This is a genomic window from Burkholderiales bacterium (genome assembly GCA_035543335.1).
In the GTDB taxonomy this organism is placed as follows: Bacteria; Pseudomonadota; Gammaproteobacteria; order Burkholderiales; family JAHFRG01; genus JAHFRG01.
The window spans coordinates 13,936-28,575 of sequence record DASZZH010000007.1; the positions used below are offsets into that span (position 1 = coordinate 13,936).

Annotated in this window: 16 protein-coding genes and 1 pseudogene; 4 read left to right on the forward strand and 13 right to left on the reverse strand. The window is 57.2% G+C overall.

Annotation, left to right across the window (positions count from 1 at the left end; genetic code table 11):
* The 7 genes from VHE58_01445 to VHE58_01475 form a co-directional block, all read right to left on the reverse strand.
* Positions 1–597, reverse strand: coding sequence for a type II secretion system protein (locus tag VHE58_01445; GenBank protein ID HVS25966.1), 597 nt, complete (start codon positions 595–597; stop codon positions 1–3).
* Positions 587–1,024, reverse strand: coding sequence for a type II secretion system protein (locus VHE58_01450; GenBank protein HVS25967.1), 438 nt, complete (start codon positions 1,022–1,024; stop codon positions 587–589). The genes VHE58_01445 and VHE58_01450 overlap by 11 nt, the downstream gene beginning before the upstream one ends.
* A 165-nt stretch (positions 1,025–1,189) precedes the next feature.
* Entirely contained in the window at positions 1,190–1,639 is a 450-nt protein-coding gene (locus tag VHE58_01455) for a type II secretion system protein (protein ID HVS25968.1), read from the reverse strand.
* 160 nt (positions 1,640–1,799) lie between these two features.
* Positions 1,800–2,417 carry a hypothetical protein gene (locus tag VHE58_01460; GenBank protein ID HVS25969.1) on the reverse strand — a complete coding sequence of 206 codons (618 nt, stop codon included), beginning with the start codon at positions 2,415–2,417 and terminating at the stop codon, positions 1,800–1,802.
* Positions 2,418–2,435: 18 nt separating this feature from the next.
* Positions 2,436–2,966, reverse strand: coding sequence for a type II secretion system protein (locus VHE58_01465; GenBank protein HVS25970.1), 531 nt, complete (start codon positions 2,964–2,966; stop codon positions 2,436–2,438).
* A 100-nt stretch (positions 2,967–3,066) separates the two neighbouring features.
* Positions 3,067–4,293, reverse strand: a complete 1,227-nt coding sequence (locus VHE58_01470) for a type II secretion system F family protein (GenBank protein ID HVS25971.1) — start codon at positions 4,291–4,293, stop codon at positions 3,067–3,069.
* A 3-nt stretch (positions 4,294–4,296) separates the two neighbouring features.
* Positions 4,297–6,000, reverse strand: coding sequence for a GspE/PulE family protein (locus tag VHE58_01475; protein ID HVS25972.1), 1,704 nt, complete (start codon positions 5,998–6,000; stop codon positions 4,297–4,299).
* Positions 6,001–6,322: 322 nt separating this feature from the next.
* Between VHE58_01475 and VHE58_01480 the strand changes: the two are divergent.
* Positions 6,323–6,782, forward strand: a pseudogene (locus VHE58_01480) (tRNA (cytidine(34)-2'-O)-methyltransferase).
* A 71-nt stretch (positions 6,783–6,853) separates the two neighbouring features.
* Here the strand turns inward: VHE58_01480 and VHE58_01485 are convergent.
* From VHE58_01485 to VHE58_01510, 6 genes are read right to left on the reverse strand one after another with little or no spacing between them, the layout of a single operon-like run.
* Complete coding sequence (locus VHE58_01485; protein HVS25973.1) at positions 6,854–7,837, reverse strand: NAD(P)H-dependent glycerol-3-phosphate dehydrogenase; 984 nt, start codon at positions 7,835–7,837, stop codon at positions 6,854–6,856.
* Positions 7,834–8,280 (reverse strand): SH3 domain-containing protein, encoded by a 447-nt coding sequence (locus VHE58_01490; GenBank protein HVS25974.1) that lies wholly within the window; start codon positions 8,278–8,280, stop codon positions 7,834–7,836. Before VHE58_01490 ends, VHE58_01485 begins: the two co-directional genes overlap by 4 nt.
* Entirely contained in the window at positions 8,277–8,732 is a 456-nt protein-coding gene (gene secB, locus VHE58_01495; GenBank protein ID HVS25975.1) for a protein-export chaperone SecB, read from the reverse strand. The genes VHE58_01490 and secB overlap by 4 nt, the downstream gene beginning before the upstream one ends.
* A 23-nt stretch (positions 8,733–8,755) precedes the next feature.
* A complete protein-coding gene (gene grxC / locus VHE58_01500) occupies positions 8,756–9,022 on the reverse strand; it encodes a glutaredoxin 3 (GenBank protein HVS25976.1) in 267 nt (88 codons plus the stop codon).
* Positions 9,023–9,433 (reverse strand): rhodanese-like domain-containing protein, encoded by a 411-nt coding sequence (locus tag VHE58_01505; GenBank protein ID HVS25977.1) that lies wholly within the window; start codon positions 9,431–9,433, stop codon positions 9,023–9,025.
* A complete protein-coding gene (locus VHE58_01510) occupies positions 9,423–11,204 on the reverse strand; it encodes a Wzy polymerase domain-containing protein (GenBank protein HVS25978.1) in 1,782 nt (593 codons plus the stop codon). Before VHE58_01510 ends, VHE58_01505 begins: the two co-directional genes overlap by 11 nt.
* A gap of 64 nt (positions 11,205–11,268) precedes the next feature.
* Between VHE58_01510 and gpmA the strand changes: the two genes are divergently transcribed.
* The 3 genes from gpmA to VHE58_01525 are packed head-to-tail and all read left to right on the forward strand — an operon-like array spanning position 11,269 to position 14,638.
* Positions 11,269–12,018: a 2,3-diphosphoglycerate-dependent phosphoglycerate mutase gene (gene gpmA / locus VHE58_01515; protein ID HVS25979.1), complete on the forward strand. Its 750-nt coding sequence runs from the start codon at positions 11,269–11,271 to the stop codon at positions 12,016–12,018.
* Positions 12,015–13,205 (forward strand): peptidoglycan DD-metalloendopeptidase family protein, encoded by a 1,191-nt coding sequence (locus VHE58_01520; protein ID HVS25980.1) that lies wholly within the window; start codon positions 12,015–12,017, stop codon positions 13,203–13,205. Before gpmA ends, VHE58_01520 begins: the two co-directional genes overlap by 4 nt.
* A gap of 38 nt (positions 13,206–13,243) precedes the next feature.
* On the forward strand, positions 13,244–14,638 hold the full coding sequence (locus VHE58_01525; protein HVS25981.1) for a S41 family peptidase: 1,395 nt from the start codon (positions 13,244–13,246) through the stop codon (positions 14,636–14,638).
* The last annotated feature ends 2 nt before the right edge of the window (positions 14,639–14,640 follow it).

Consider the following 14,640-nt stretch of genomic DNA (forward strand, 5'->3'; position numbering starts at 1 on the left):
TCAAGTCGTATTCGGCGCATAGCGGGTGCGGTAGCCGTCGAGGGTAACTGTGGTGTTCAGCCCGGTCACGGTCACGGTGATGCGCAGGGATTCTGTTGCTGGAATGGCTGCTCCTCCCGTTCCCGGTGATTCCTGCACCACGCTTACTTGAGCACGGTATGCGCCAAGACCCGGGACGAGGCTGCTGGTAATATCGCGTATGCCGCTGGGTGATGCGGTATTGGTATCGAAGCCGCCGTAGTCGCCCACATTATTAAACGGGGTAGTCGAAGAATAACGGGTTTCGGTGCCAGGTGTCGGGCTGGTGCCTTCGGGAGTAGCGCAACTTGCGGGGCTGGTGGCAGTCGTGACAGCCGGGTCAGTCGGATCACAAAATGTAAACGGCATTAATTCGACTTCTTCCAGCAGTGATTCGGCAATCGCCAGCGCCTGCTTGCGTACCACAGGGTCGGCGCTGGTCCGGATGCTGCGGTTTAACACCAGCAATATGCCGGCAATGCCCACGCTGACAATCACAATAAACATGATGAGCTCGACCAGTGTCAAACCGCCCTGGCGCGAAAACCAAGATTTGTAAATACCGCCCTTAGTGCACATAGCCAGTCCCGCTTTCAACGGTGATGGTGCGGCTCGAAACCGTGATCGTCGTCGTTGCCCCCGCACTGCCGAGCGCGACGAAAGTAATCGTAGTTGAGGGGCTGAGCGTGACCCCGCTCGGGCCGGTGATGGTAAACGGCGAGCCGCCAACCGGACTAGGTAGCGCGGTATCGCACGCCGAGCCCGAACCGGCTGCTGAAGCGTAAGTGAGATTAATCGAGGGCGGCGCAATATTGACGCAAACATTGCGCCTCAAGGCAATCGCCGACTTTTGCGCATAGCGCGTAATGGCCAGGGTCTGGTCATAGAAACCCCGGTCGCTGTACACCTGCTGCGTGAAAAAGCGCGGGGCCGCGATGGCTGCAAGGATGCCCACGATAATCAGTGTGGTAATCAGCTCCACCAGAGTAAAACCCGAATGGTTCATGTTTAAGCTCGCAGCATTCTCCCGTAAGCCAATCCACGAAAAACTAGCCCATTAAAAAAACAGGGTGGGAAGCCGCAGTACGCGCCATACCCACCCCATTTACCTAACAGGCCTGCTACGCCGGCCTTTGTCAGTCGTTTTTAAGTAAACACTTTGCGAAAATCATTAACAATTGGCAGCTATTATTCCAGTCGTGTTAATGACCGGCGGAGCGGTGGCGGTAGCGGCCGTGTAAGTCACATTGCAGGTCGCATGGCCGGCGTCGGCTGCCACAGTGTAGGGGGCAGCCCCGCTAGCACTGAAATCGGTTGAAGTCGACTGGATGTTGGCTGCAACCCCAATACCCGCGCTATTATCAGTCGGGTAACCGTTCAGCATGGTTACGACAGAGCCTTCCATGGTAACCGATGCGTTTGAGGCCAGTCCAGACACCAGTTGCTGCGCATGGGCCAAGGCACCCCCGGAAGCCAGCGCTCCTGCAGCGCCTTTTACTTTGGCTTGCCGCGCATCTGACGTTATGTTGATAAATCTCGGCAGGGCGGTCGCCGCCAAAATGCCGAGAATAGTGATGACCACTACCAGCTCGATAAGAGTAAAACCTGATTGCTTCTTCATGATGACTCCTTCGTTTTGGGGCCGCAGCCCCGTTATGTAGGGGCCGCAGCCCCAGCCGGCCCGCCGGTGCAAATGGCTACAGCCTTTTGCAGTTCCCCAGAAGACCCCTTTGCACGGCCTGATGGCCGCGCCAAACCAGACTTCCGCAAGTCTCATGCCACTATAACAACACTTTCCACAAAAAAGCTATGGCATATGCACTACCCACAGTGATTATCACCCCCAGAATGCGCGCGTTCCGCGCCACCCAGGCATCGGTGTCATAACGTGCTGTATCAAGGACTTGTAATCGCTTTTCGGTCGCGTACCAACTATTCAACTTTTGCTCGAAGTTCCTGAGCAGGCTCGGCCTGATGATTAAAAACCCCCCTATGACAACGGCGCAGACCCCCGCCAGAAAGAGGACGACCACCAAGGCGTCCATCAGCCAGGCAGCGGCGTGAATATTCATGCCGCGCGCAAAGAAGCTCACCGCCGCTTTCTTGCTGAAGGAAAAAGTCAGGACATAAAGGATGTACGCCCCGCTCGCCAGAACCAGGAAACCGAATAGCCGGTGGTGGCGGTACAGGGCATGCTCAATGTGATGCAGATTGTCCAGGGCTAAAGTGAACTTCTCGGTTCCAAACCATTTGTTGAAATACTGATTAAGCCGAATAATGGCTTGCGGTTGCACCAGCAGCCACACGCCAATCACGAGGCTCACCACGCAGCCGGCCGCAAGAAAAATCAAAAAGGCCTGCCGCAGCGCTTCTTCGATAATCCGGATCACCGTTTGCATAAGCCTAACCTCCTTTCTTTAACCCGCTTTCCAGGTGTAAGGCTCGACCAACTGAAAAACCACCCCGCCCAATTCTTTCTTGTCCGGGGCCACGGAAACGCCCGACTCATCATTGTAGAGCAGCGTAACACGGTAGCGCACGCGTTTTAGCCCTCCCTTTCCCGGAACGAAATGCTCGCCCCTTTCAACCAGGTAAACCAGCTCGTGGGTTTTGAGGTCGTAATACCAGTTTCCCGCCGGCACTTCGCCCGGTTTGGGCTCGTAGTATTCGCCAAGGTAATTTTGCGGTTTTTCGGCAAGCCAGTTCATCGGATTGTCCTTAACCAACCCGGTCATTTCATTCACCCTGCCCTTGACGAGGTAGCTCGCGACCCTGAGGTGCAAGGCGCTGCGTATCACGCCCGCGGTCTGCTCCATTGCGGTTTTTTCCGCAAGCTCCTGGTACAGGGGAACGCGGCTCAACAGCACGGTGATCAGAAGGCTGAGAACGATGATGACGATAATCAGCTCAAACAGAGTGAAGCCGTGTTGATTAGCGTTTTGCGTCATAACGTTTTTTGTCAGTAACTGCCGTTCTGCGTCAGTCCAACATGCTGCCAAAAAATCGTTACTTTTGCCATTAAGTACGTCGCTAGAATAGTCAGGATAACTACTTAATCACCGCCTTGCCCAAATCCCAGATGGGCAGGAATACGCCTAGCGCCAGTATCAGGACCATGAAGCCGAGGCAAATTATCAGCACCGGCTCGATTTGCTCGCTCAAAGTCCTGACCTCGTATTCGACCTCGCGCTGGTACATGTCCGCGACCTCCTGCATAAGGTCGTCCAGCTCGCCGGTCTCCTCCCCCACCGCAATCATCTGGTGCACCACCGGCGTGAACACGCCGGTCGTCACCGCGGTGCGCAGCAGGCTCTCGCCGCGCTCAACGCCGTCGCGCATCTGCTCGATGCGGGTTCCGATGTAATCGTTTTCCACGACCTGTGCCACTACGCTCAAGGCCTGCACCGCGGGCACGCCGCTCTTGAACGCCAGCGCGAAACTGCGCGCAAAGCGCGCAAGCGTCGCTTTCAGGATGATTTTGCCGGCAATCGGAATCCGCAGCTTGAACCGGTCCCACTGGTATTTGCCGTCTCGCGTCGCCACATACAACCTGAAACCTATCACCGCCCCCGCCACGATAATCAGCAATAAGGGCCAATAGCGCACCGTGAATTCGGAAAAACCGATCAGCACTTGCGTGAGAAACGGCAGTTCGGTGTGGAATCCCTTGTACACTTTAGCGAAAGCCGGGATCACAAACAGGTTGATTATCACCAGCGCGACCGCCATGGCGGCAAGCACGAACAGCGGGTAGCGAAGAGCCGAGCGTATCCGCACGCGCATCTCCCGTTCGAATTCCAGGTGGTGGAAAAGCCGCAGGAAAATCTCCTCCAGCGAGCCGGTGATTTCGCCCACCCGCACCATGCTCACGTAAAAAGGCGAAAAGACCTTGGGGTGGCGCAGCAGCGCAACGCTCAACTCGCGGCCGCTGTCCAGGCTTTCGCGCAGTTCCTGAATCATGGCGGCGAACGCGCGGTTGGCGGTGGATTCCTGCAGTCCGGTGAGCGCCCTCAAAATCGGCACTCCGGCTTTGAGCAGGGTGTACATCTGGCGGCTGAACAGCAGCACATCGACGAGCAACACCTTGTCGGTTGCAATACGCGACAGCCAGCCGCGGATTTCCTTGGGCGCCAACTCGCCAGCCGGGTGAATCTCCACCGGCGTAATCCCGGTGTTGAAGAGCTGGTCGGCAAGCGCGCCGCTGTCCGCACCCTCCAGCCTGCCCTGCACCAGCTCGCCGCGCGCGTTGCGTCCACGGTAGGCAAAATAAGGCATGGGTCAGTCTTCCAATTGGGTCGTGATGCGCATTACTTCCGCCACAGTGGTCCGGCACTCGGTCACCAGTTGCAGGGCGTGATGGCGCAGGGTTCTGCCGCTCAACTGCTGGTGCGCGGTCTGGATGAAGTGCGCGGGATCATCGCGGCCCGCCGCCTCGACCAGCGGCCCCGTCATCTCGAGCATTTCGTAAACCGCGGTCCGTCCCTGATAGCCGGAACCATTGCAATGCGTGCAGCCGCGGCCGTGCATGAACTTGCGTTGCACCAGTTTGTCGCCCAATTCGTGCACCAGCCACGATATCTCGTGCGAATCGGGCACATAAAGCTCAGCGCAGCTTTCGCAAATCACCCGCACCAGACGCTGCGCCAGCACCGCCTGCAGCGAAGTCGCCACCATGTAGCGCGGCGCGCCCATATCAATCAGGCGAATCGGCGTGTTCGCCGCGTCCCTGGTATGCAGGGTGGAAAACACCATGTGTCCGGTAATCGCCGCGCGCAGGCCGATTTGCACGGTTTCCTGGTCGCGCATTTCGCCCACCAGGATGATGTCGGGGTCATGGCGCAGGCTCGAACGGAGAATTCGTGAAAAAGTAAGGTCGATTTTTTCATTGACCTGGGTTTGGTTTATGCCGGGAAGCCGGTATTCAACCGGATCCTCCACGGTGATGATTTTCTTGTCGGGGGTATTGACTTCGGCGAGTGCCGCATAAAGCGTAGTGGTCTTGCCGCTGCCGGTCGGACCGGTGACCAGGATCATGCCGGTGGTCCGGTGGATGAGGTCGCGGAATTTGGTGAGCATGTCCTTGGGCATGCCGAGGAGATCCAGGCCGAGCAACCCGCTGCTTTGGTCGAGCAGCCGCATCGACACCGACTCGCCGTATTGCGTTGGCATGGTGGACATGCGCACGTCTATCGGCACGTTGCGCACCTTCACGTTGAAGCGGCCGTCCTGCGGCAGGCGTTTTTCCGCGATGTCGAGACCGGACATGAGCTTCAAGCGCAGCACCAGCGCCGGCACAATTTTGACGTCGGCTTCGGTCTGGGTGTGCAGCACGCCATCAATCCGGAAGCGGATTTTCAGGCTTCTCTCCTGCGGTTCGATATGGATGTCCGAGGCATTAATCTGGGTCGCGTCCTCAAACACTGATTGCAGGAGCTTCACCACCGGCGCCTCCTCGGCCCCGAGGGCCGCTCCCAGCACGCCGAAATCAATGTAGGTGTCGCCGAGATCCTGCTCCAGCTCGCGCGCCAGGCCGCTGATTTCCTCGGTGCGGCGGTAAATCCGGTCTATGGTTCCGAGCAACAGGCTCTCGGTGACCACCGCGAGCTCGATCTCGCGTTTCAGGATGCGCGAGATTTCATCGTAAGCAATGAGATCGGTCGGGTCCACCATGCCGACCAGATACGTGGACTTGCGTTCTTCCAGAACCAACGCACGGTAGCGGCGCGCCTGTGCCTCAGGCAGCTTGTGTATGGTATCGGCGCTGACGTTGTAGTACTTGAGGTTGATGTAGGGAATATTAAGCTGCTTGGCGAGCGCTTCGGAAATCTGCTCTTCGGTGATGAAGCCATTTTCGAAAAGTACGCGTCCCAGCTTGCGCCCGCTGCGTTTTTGCTGTTCGAGCGCAAGTTTCAGCTGCTCCTGCGAAATCAGCTTTTGCAGCACCAGGATTTCACCCAAACGGATTCTTTCCGGTCTGGCCATACTCTCTCCAAATGACATCAACAGCGTTTTGCGGCAAGCATGCGGCGTGCTAGCGCTAACTTAGTCTTTTTTGCCTTATGATACAAGCTCAAGGAACTTCTGATTATGTCCTACACGTGCGTGACGATGCGCTTTCCGGCTGTCGGTTGCAAAGCGAGGAGCGCCGTTGGGCCGTTCCCCAATAAGCGACGAGCGACTAAGCCCGGCGGCCGGGCGCCCCGGGCTCGCGTTACTAACTCGGTAGCGCCACGTCTTCGCGCCTTGCATGCGGCCGCTCCTCGCCCGCAACGCGTCACGCGGAGGACTTAATCAGAGGTTCCCTATGTTCAACCTGTTCCTGTTCGAACCGGAAATTCCCCCCAATACCGGAAACATTATCCGTCTGTGCGCGAATACCGGGGTATCTCTGCATCTGGTGAAGCCCTTGGGGTCCAGGCTGAATCATCGGCAGTTGCAGCGCGCCGGGCTGGATTACCACGAGTTTGCCAGCATCAAGCTCCACGAAAATTGGGAATGCTGCAGGGAATTTTTCTCCGGGCGCCGGGCATTCGCCGTCTCCACCCGCGGCAAGCAACGCTACGATGCGCTTTCGTACAAACCAGATGATGGTCTTCGGCTCCGAAACACGCGGCCTGCCGCAATCCATGCTGGAAAGCTTTGCGGAACAAAACCGCATTCGGCTACCCATGTTGCCGCAAAGCAGAAGCCTGAATCTCGCCAACGTCGCCGCAATAATAATTTACGAAGCATGGCGCCAAAACGGATTCAAAGGTGGAAAATAAACCAGCTATCGGCAATCAGCAGTCAGCCATCAGCTTTGGTCAGTGTCGGTTTTCACTGAATTTGCTGGTCGCTAAAATTCCGCCTTGGGATCGCGATTGAGAAGTTCCTGCAGCGCCGCCATGGCTGGAACATTCTCGTAAAGCACTTGGTTTACGGCGCGGGTAATCGGCATGTCCACGCCCACCTTTCCGGCGAGCTGCAGCACCTCGCGCGCGGTAGGCACGCCTTCCGCCACATGACCGAGTTGAGCCAATATGGCCGGCAAGGATTTTCCCGCTGCCAGCATCATTCCGACTTGGCGATTGCGTGAAAGATCACCGGTGCAGGTGAGAATCAAATCGCCCGCACCGGCCAAACCCATAAACGTTTCCGGCTTTCCGCCCAGCTTCAGTCCCAGGCGCGTGATTTCCGCGAGCCCGCGGGTGATCAGCGCCGCCCGGGCGTTGTTGCCCAGACCCATGCCATCGCATATTCCTGCTGCAATCGCCATGACGTTTTTTACCGCGCCTCCGACGGCCACGCCGATCACGTCATCGCTCGAATAAACCCGCAGCATTTGGCTGTGCAGCTCCTTGGCGGCGGACTGGGCAAACGCGCCGTCGTTGGAAGCCAGCGTTAGCGCCGCGGGCAGGCCTTGCGCCACTTCCTGGGCGAAACTGGGCCCGGACAAAATCGCGCAAGGCGTGCCGGCAGCCAGTTCCTGCACGGCCACCTGGTGGGGAAGGTTCGGGCTTCCCGGCTCAAAACCTTTGCAGGCTAAAATCACCGAAACAGGTTTTGCGCTCGCGCTGATTTCCTTGAGCGTCTGCCGCAAGCCTTGCGTGGGCACTACTACAATTGCAAGTTCAGCCTGGGCCAGCGCGTCTTCCACGTTTGCATGAAGTTGAACGGAGGCGGGCAAGGAAAAATTCGGGAGAAAGCGCGAGCTGCGGTTCGCTTGCATTTCTGCAAGCTGATCGGGGTCCCACACCCACAGAACCGTCTGATGGCGCTGTGACAGAACGATCGCGAGTGCGGTGCCCCAGGCGCCGGCGCCCAGAATCGCGAGTTTCATCCGCCCCACACCTGGCTTATGCGCACATAGCCGGTCTGCCCATCGCGGTGCCGCACCCTGATCCAGCCGGGCGCCGAAAATTCCAGCAATTCCAGCAGCACGGATTGTTCCGCCTGAAACACGGGTGGCGAATTGTCTTCCGGCGCCTGGCGGATATCAGCGAGTTGCGCCGTGACCAGCACCGTGCGCTTTTCACTCAAGTATTTTTTCTCCACCCAGGCCAGTTCACCGGTTGCGTCGCGCACTTTTATCCAATTTTCCAGCTTCACCACCACTTCCAGCGGATAATCGCGGCCAAGAAGATAGAGCTGTCGGGCTTTAAGCGACGGCGCGTCGTATAGCACCGCCACATTTTCCACAACCGAGCGGAATTCCGCCGCCTGCAGCGGGACCGCGAAAAGCAAAGGCGCGAGCAAGCAAAAATGCATCTTGCGAAAAATCAATGGGCAGTCTCCGTGCTGGGTTGCGACTGCTGCTTGCGATGCTGATACAGCGCTTCGAAATTCACCGGATTGAGAATCACCGGCGGAAAACCGGCGCGGCTCACCACGTCGGAAATCACTTCGCGCACATAAGGGTAAAGAATATTCGGACAGGCGATCCCCAGAATCGGCTCGATTTCCTGCTGCGCCACATTGCGGATGTGAAAGATTCCAGCCTGCGCCGCCTCGATCAGGAACAGGGTTTTGTCCTTGAGCTTGGCGGTGATAGTAACCGTCAGCACCACTTCAAATACGCCCTCATCAACCGGCGTGCCCTCGGTGTGGAGCTGCACATCCACCTGCGGCGCCTCGCGCTCCAGAAAAATGCGCGGCGCGTTGGGGATTTCGAGAGAAAGGTCCTTGACGTAGAGCTTCTCGATGGAAAAAACCGCCTGCTGTTTTTCTTCGCTCATTTAGATAATTCCGGGAATAAAAATCAGGTTTTGCCGCCGGACAGCAGCGCGTCGAGCTTGCCGGCGTGATCCAGCGCTGCCAGGTCTTCGTACCCGCCGACATGCTGCTCGCCGATGTAAATCTGTGGTACGGTGCGCCGTCCAGTCTTCTGCATCATTTCCACGCGTTTTTCCGGCTCCAGATCGACACGAACTTTGTTGATTTCTGATACACCCTTGGCGCGCAGCAAACGTTCCGCCATCATGCAATACGGACACACACCGGTCGCGTACATCCGGACCAGGGGCATTTAGGAACCTTTTTCCAGCGGCAGGTTTGCCTGCTCCCAGGACACGAGGCCGCCTTTCAGCTTGAACACTTCCTTGAAACCGTTCTTGCGCAGTATGCCACACACCTTGCCTGATATCGCGCCGTTGCCGCAGCTCACCAGCACTGGCCGCGTCTTGAACTTCTCAAGTTCACGCAAGCTCTCGTTCAGGCGCGAAAGCGGAATGTGCCTGGCATGGGGGATATGCCCGGCCGCGAATTCGCCGCGTTCGCGCACATCCAGCACCAGCGCGTCGCGACGGTTGATGAGCTGCACCGCTTCCAGGGTGCCGAGTTCCGGACCGCCGCCGCCGAAACCGCGGCTGAGATACGGCCAAATCAGCATGCCGCCGCTGGCCACCGCGAGCAGGATAAGCCAGAAGTTATTTTGCACGAACTGCAATTCCAAACTCCTTGAGTTTCTGGTTAGCTAATTCTAGCAGAGGCTCAAATTCCGCAGGGTGTTTGGCGAAGCGGTCCATTACTTTCGTGAAGTTTTCGAGTTCCCCCGGATAAGCAATGGCGGCTTGCTCGAGCTGTATCTTTGCTGCCTGCGCTTCACCGTTTAGCGCAAGCAAAATCGCCTGCTGAAAAACCACATCGCTGACCGGAGCAAAATGCATCACCCGGCTGTTCAATTCAAGCTTGTCTGAGAGGTTATCCTTGTTGAGGACAATGGTGCCGGTATAAGCCAGCTCTATGTAAGGCGCGAGCAGCGAAGTGCGGTGAATTCGCAGCAAATCCTGGTTGAGCTGCTCGAGTCCTGCCGCATCCAGGTTTTCTAGGCCCTGGGCATAGAGCGCCCCCTCCAGGTCGTGGTAACTGTAAATCAGCGAGGCTGCCGATAACCATCCTAAAGCCAGCATCAAGGCAAAACTGATTCTGCCCACGCGTTGCAGCTCCAAGCGGAAGAAACGCGTTTCTCCTAGGCCCAGCAACAGCGCGGCTATGCCGAGAAAATGCGAATGCCATAACGGAAATTCAAGCATGCTGTGAATGCCGATGATGGCCAGCAACCCCAGCAGCCACCAGAGGTGGATATCGAAAGCCATGCGCCTCAACCCGTGCAGCCACATCACCACACCCCCCACTACCACCAGAGCACCGACTAGTCCGGTTTCGGCCAGCAATTGCATGACGATATTGTGCGCATGATTGTACAAGCCGCCGATGCCGGAGCTTTTGAACAATACCCCATACTCGAAATGCTGCCAGGCAAACTGGCCCCATCCCACACCCAGCAGCGGAGACTGCAAAAACATAAACCACGCTTCGTGCCACAGCTCAAGGCGGATGCCACCAACAGCGAGCTCGAATAGTCTTTGCGTGGGGGTTATTGCGGGTACCGGCGCGGCAAACCAGGGTAATTGCGCCACCCATTCCATCAAAGCGAAACCAGGAATCAACAGAATACTGGCTATCAGCAGTGCGACGTTATTTTGATTGCGCCGATACCACCATACCGACAGCGCCAGCAGCACAAAAAGATAAAGCCAGGCGCTGCGCGAACCGCTCAAGGCCAGACCAAATAGGAATACTACCGCCAATCCCGCAGCGGCGGCCCACGCCAGCCTGCGGGTTGTGGAGAGAAACAGCAGCGAAGCCAAAGCCAGGCAGGTATAGTCGGCGAAATGATTCGGTTGCGCCAGATTGCCATAAACCGCATTAGAAGTTTTTACCGCGATCAGCGGATCAAGAAAGGTATGAATCTGATAGTGCTGCAGCAAGGCCGCAATGGCGCTCAATACTCCGCCTGCAACAAGACACCAGGCAAGCGTGGTGCTGAGTGTGGCCAATCCAATTTCTCGTCGCAGAATATTTCCGAGCAATATCAGAAAGGCCGCCCACAGCAGGTAAAGCAACGCCAGCAATGCCTGCTCCGGATAGACTATTCTGTCGAGCGCCCATTGCACCAGCAGCACCGCGCAAAGTATGAACGGCACCAGACCAAAACCAGGAAGCTCCAGATTTTTCCAGTCATGCCGTTTGCTCAACAGTAAAAACAGCGCTGCAAGTCCAAGCGCAAAAGCCAGCCACTCGCTGTAGAAGAGGGAAAGCGGGTAAAAATGGCGCGGCTGAAGGAAAGGCAACACCCACATGAGTCCGACGAGGGCAAGGCTGATGTGAGAAAAGCCCGGAAAAGTCGCGGAACGATTTGTTGTCAAGAGGTGTCGGCAGGGAAAAACTATAAGATAATACTGTATTCCAACCTACCGCAGGCCGATTGTAATGAAAAAACTCGTACTGCTGCGCCACGGCGAAAGCACCTGGAACAAGGAAAACCGCTTTACCGGCTGGACCGACGTCGAATTGTCGGAAAAGGGTTTGGAGGAAGCGCAAGCCGTCGGACAAATTCTCAGGCAAAACGGTTTTGCCTTCGATGTTGCCTACACCTCGCTGCTCAAGCGGGCGATTAAAACCCTGTGGCTCATGCTTGAGGCAATGGAACTGATGTGGATTCCCATACATCATTCCTGGCGGCTTAATGAACGACATTACGGCGCCTTGCAGGGCTTGAACAAGGGCGAAACCGCGGCCAAATTTGGCGAGAAGCAGGTTCTGGTGTGGCGCCGGAGCTACGCTGTGCCTCCTCCTGCCCTCGACAAGTCCGACCCCCGTTATCCGGGACACGACGCAAAATATAAAAATCTTGCCGAAAAAGAGCTTCCCCTTACCGAGTGTCTGAGAGATACGGTAAATCGCTTTCTGCCCTACTGGAACGAAACCATTGCTCCGGCGGTGAAAGCGGGGAGAAAAGTCATCATCGTCGCGCACGGCAATTCGCTGCGCGCGCTGGTTAAGTATCTCGACAACGTTTCCGACGAGGAAATCGTCGAACTCAACATCCCGACCGGGATTCCTCTGGTCTATGAACTCGACGACCGCCTGCGGCCGCTCAAAAGTTACTATTTGGGGGATCAGGAAAGAATAAAACAGGCGAGCCAGGCGGTCGCCGACCAGGGCAAAGCCCGGGCGTGAAACGCTGCTGGATTTGCGCAAGCTGCTTCCTGCTCGTGTTTGCACCGGCTTTCCCTCTTGATGCCGCCCCTCCCAAGGAAGAGCTCAAAAAGGAAGAGCTCAAACAACTGCGCGGGCGCATCGAAGCGCTGCAACAGGAGCTGGCGAGCGCGGAAGACGAAAAATCCGAGGCGGCCGATGCGTTGAAGGAATCCGAGCGCGCCATTTCCGAGGCCAATCGCAAGCTGTATGAGTTAAGCCGCCAGCAGCGTGAAATAAATTCCGCACTGGCCACGCTGCAAACACAAAGCCGGCAGACTGAAAGCAGCTTGCGCAATCAGCAAACGCTTTTGGAAAAACTGCTTTACCAGGCTTACATCGGGCAGCAGCCGGATTACCTTGCTCTGCTTCTAAACGGCCAGGACCCCGACCGGCTGGCGCGGCAGCTCCATTACTACAGCTACATTTCCCGCGCGCGCGCCGATTTAATCGCCAGGCTGCGGGGCAATCTCAACCAGCTCGCCACCCTCTCCACCCAAACTAGGGAAAAAAGCGACGAGCTCAAGGCCATCCAACGGGAACATGCGGCGCAGAAGCGGCAATTGGAAAAGGAAAATGCGGAACATCAGCGCGTGCTGGCCAGACTTTCCCAGCAAATCACCAAGCAACGGCACGAGATCGGCACGCTTCAGCGCAACGAGAAACGCCTGACCCGGCTCATCGAGAGGCTGGCGAAAATCCTTTCGGAAAAAAAAGCACCCTCCAGACTCAGCAACAGCCGGCTTCCCGACTCCTCGCTCGATACCAGTCCTTTCCAGCAACTTAAGGGCAAGCTGAATTTGCCGGTCAAAGGGGAACTCGCCAATCGTTTCGGCAGTCCACGTTCTGACAGCGGGCTTACCTGGAAAGGGCTGTTCATCCTCTCCCCCGGTGGGCAGGAAGTGAAAGCCGTCGCCGCCGGGCGGGTAGTGTACGCCGACTGGCTGCGCGGATTCGGCAACCTGATCATCCTCGACCATGGCGCGGGCTACATGAGCCTCTACGGCAATAACGAAACCCTATACAAGCAGGTGGGCGACGAAATCCACGGCGGAGACACCATCGCGGCGGTCGGAAACAGCGGCGGCAATCCCGATTCCGGTTTATACTTTGAGATGCGGTACCAGGGCAAACCATTCGACCCCCTGGCCTGGGTCACCGTCAAATAGGCAAACAGGTCACTGGAAAGCAGCACGAGGAGATCTAAATGCGGGACAAATTACAGCAGCTCGGCCTGGTAATACTGGGCGCCTTGCTGGGCGTGGCTTTGAGCCTTAACTTCTCCGCGGTGGCGCAGAAAGAAGCCGCCACGCCGCTGCCGGTCGAGGAGTTGCGAGCCTTCACCGAAGTGTTCGGCCGCATCAAGAACGACTACGTCGAGCCGGTGGATGACAAGAAGCTCATCACCGAGGCCATCAACGGCATGCTGACCGGCCTTGACCCGCATTCGGCGTATCTCGATGCCGATGCCTTCAAGGAACTGCAAGTCGGAACCCAGGGCGAATTCGGCGGTTTGGGGATAGAAGTCAGCATGGAAGACGGTTTTGTAAAAGTGGTTTCCCCGATTGAAGATACCCCTGCTTACACTGCCGGGCTCAGGAGCGGCGACCTCATCATCAAGCTCGACGACACTGCGGTAAGAGGCATGACCCTCAACGATGCAGTGAAGCGCATGCGCGGCAAGCCCAATACGCAAATTACGCTCACCGTGGTGCGCAAGGGCGAGTCCAAGCCGCTGGTGTTTACGCTGACACGCGCCGTCATCAAGGTGCAAAGCGTCAAATCCAAGATGTTCGAGCCTGGCTACGGCTACATCCGCATCACCCAGTTCCAGGAGCACACCGGCGAGACGCTGGTTAAGGCAATCAACGATTTATACAAGCCCGGCACATTGAAAGGCCTGGTTCTGGATTTGCGCAACGACCCAGGCGGGCTGCTCAACAGCGCCGTCGCCGTGTCCGCCGCGTTCCTGCAACCCAATGCGCTGGTGGTTTACACCGAAGGCCGCTCCGATGACGCGAAGATGCGGCTTTCCGCCATCCCGGAAAATTACCTGCGCGGCAATTTCAAGGAAGATTACCTGAAAAAACTGCCACCGGCGGTAAAGAGCGTGCCGCTGGTCGTGCTGGTAAACAGCGGCTCGGCCTCGGCTTCCGAAATCGTCGCCGGCGCGCTGCAGGACCACAAGCGCGCCATCATCATGGGCACGCAAAGCTTCGGCAAGGGCTCGGTGCAAACCATCCTGCCGCTCGGCAACAACACGGCGATTAAGCTCACCACGGCGCGCTATTACACGCCAAATGGCCGTTCAATCCAGGTCAAGGGCATCGTGCCGGACATCGTGGTGGAAGAAGCCACGGTGAATGGTGTCGAACCGGGCCCGCGGCTGCGCGAAGCGGATTTGGAGCGGCATCTTTCCAACGATACGCAGCCGGAAGAGAAATCCGCTCCACCAAAGCCCACGCCGCCCAAGCTGAACCCCAAACCCAAAGGCGAAGAAGGCAAGGTCGAGCTTCCGGAATTCGGCGGAAAAAACGATTACCAGCTGAACCAGGCGGTCAACCTGCTCAAAGGCCTGCAAATCCTGCAAGGGCAAAAATAAGT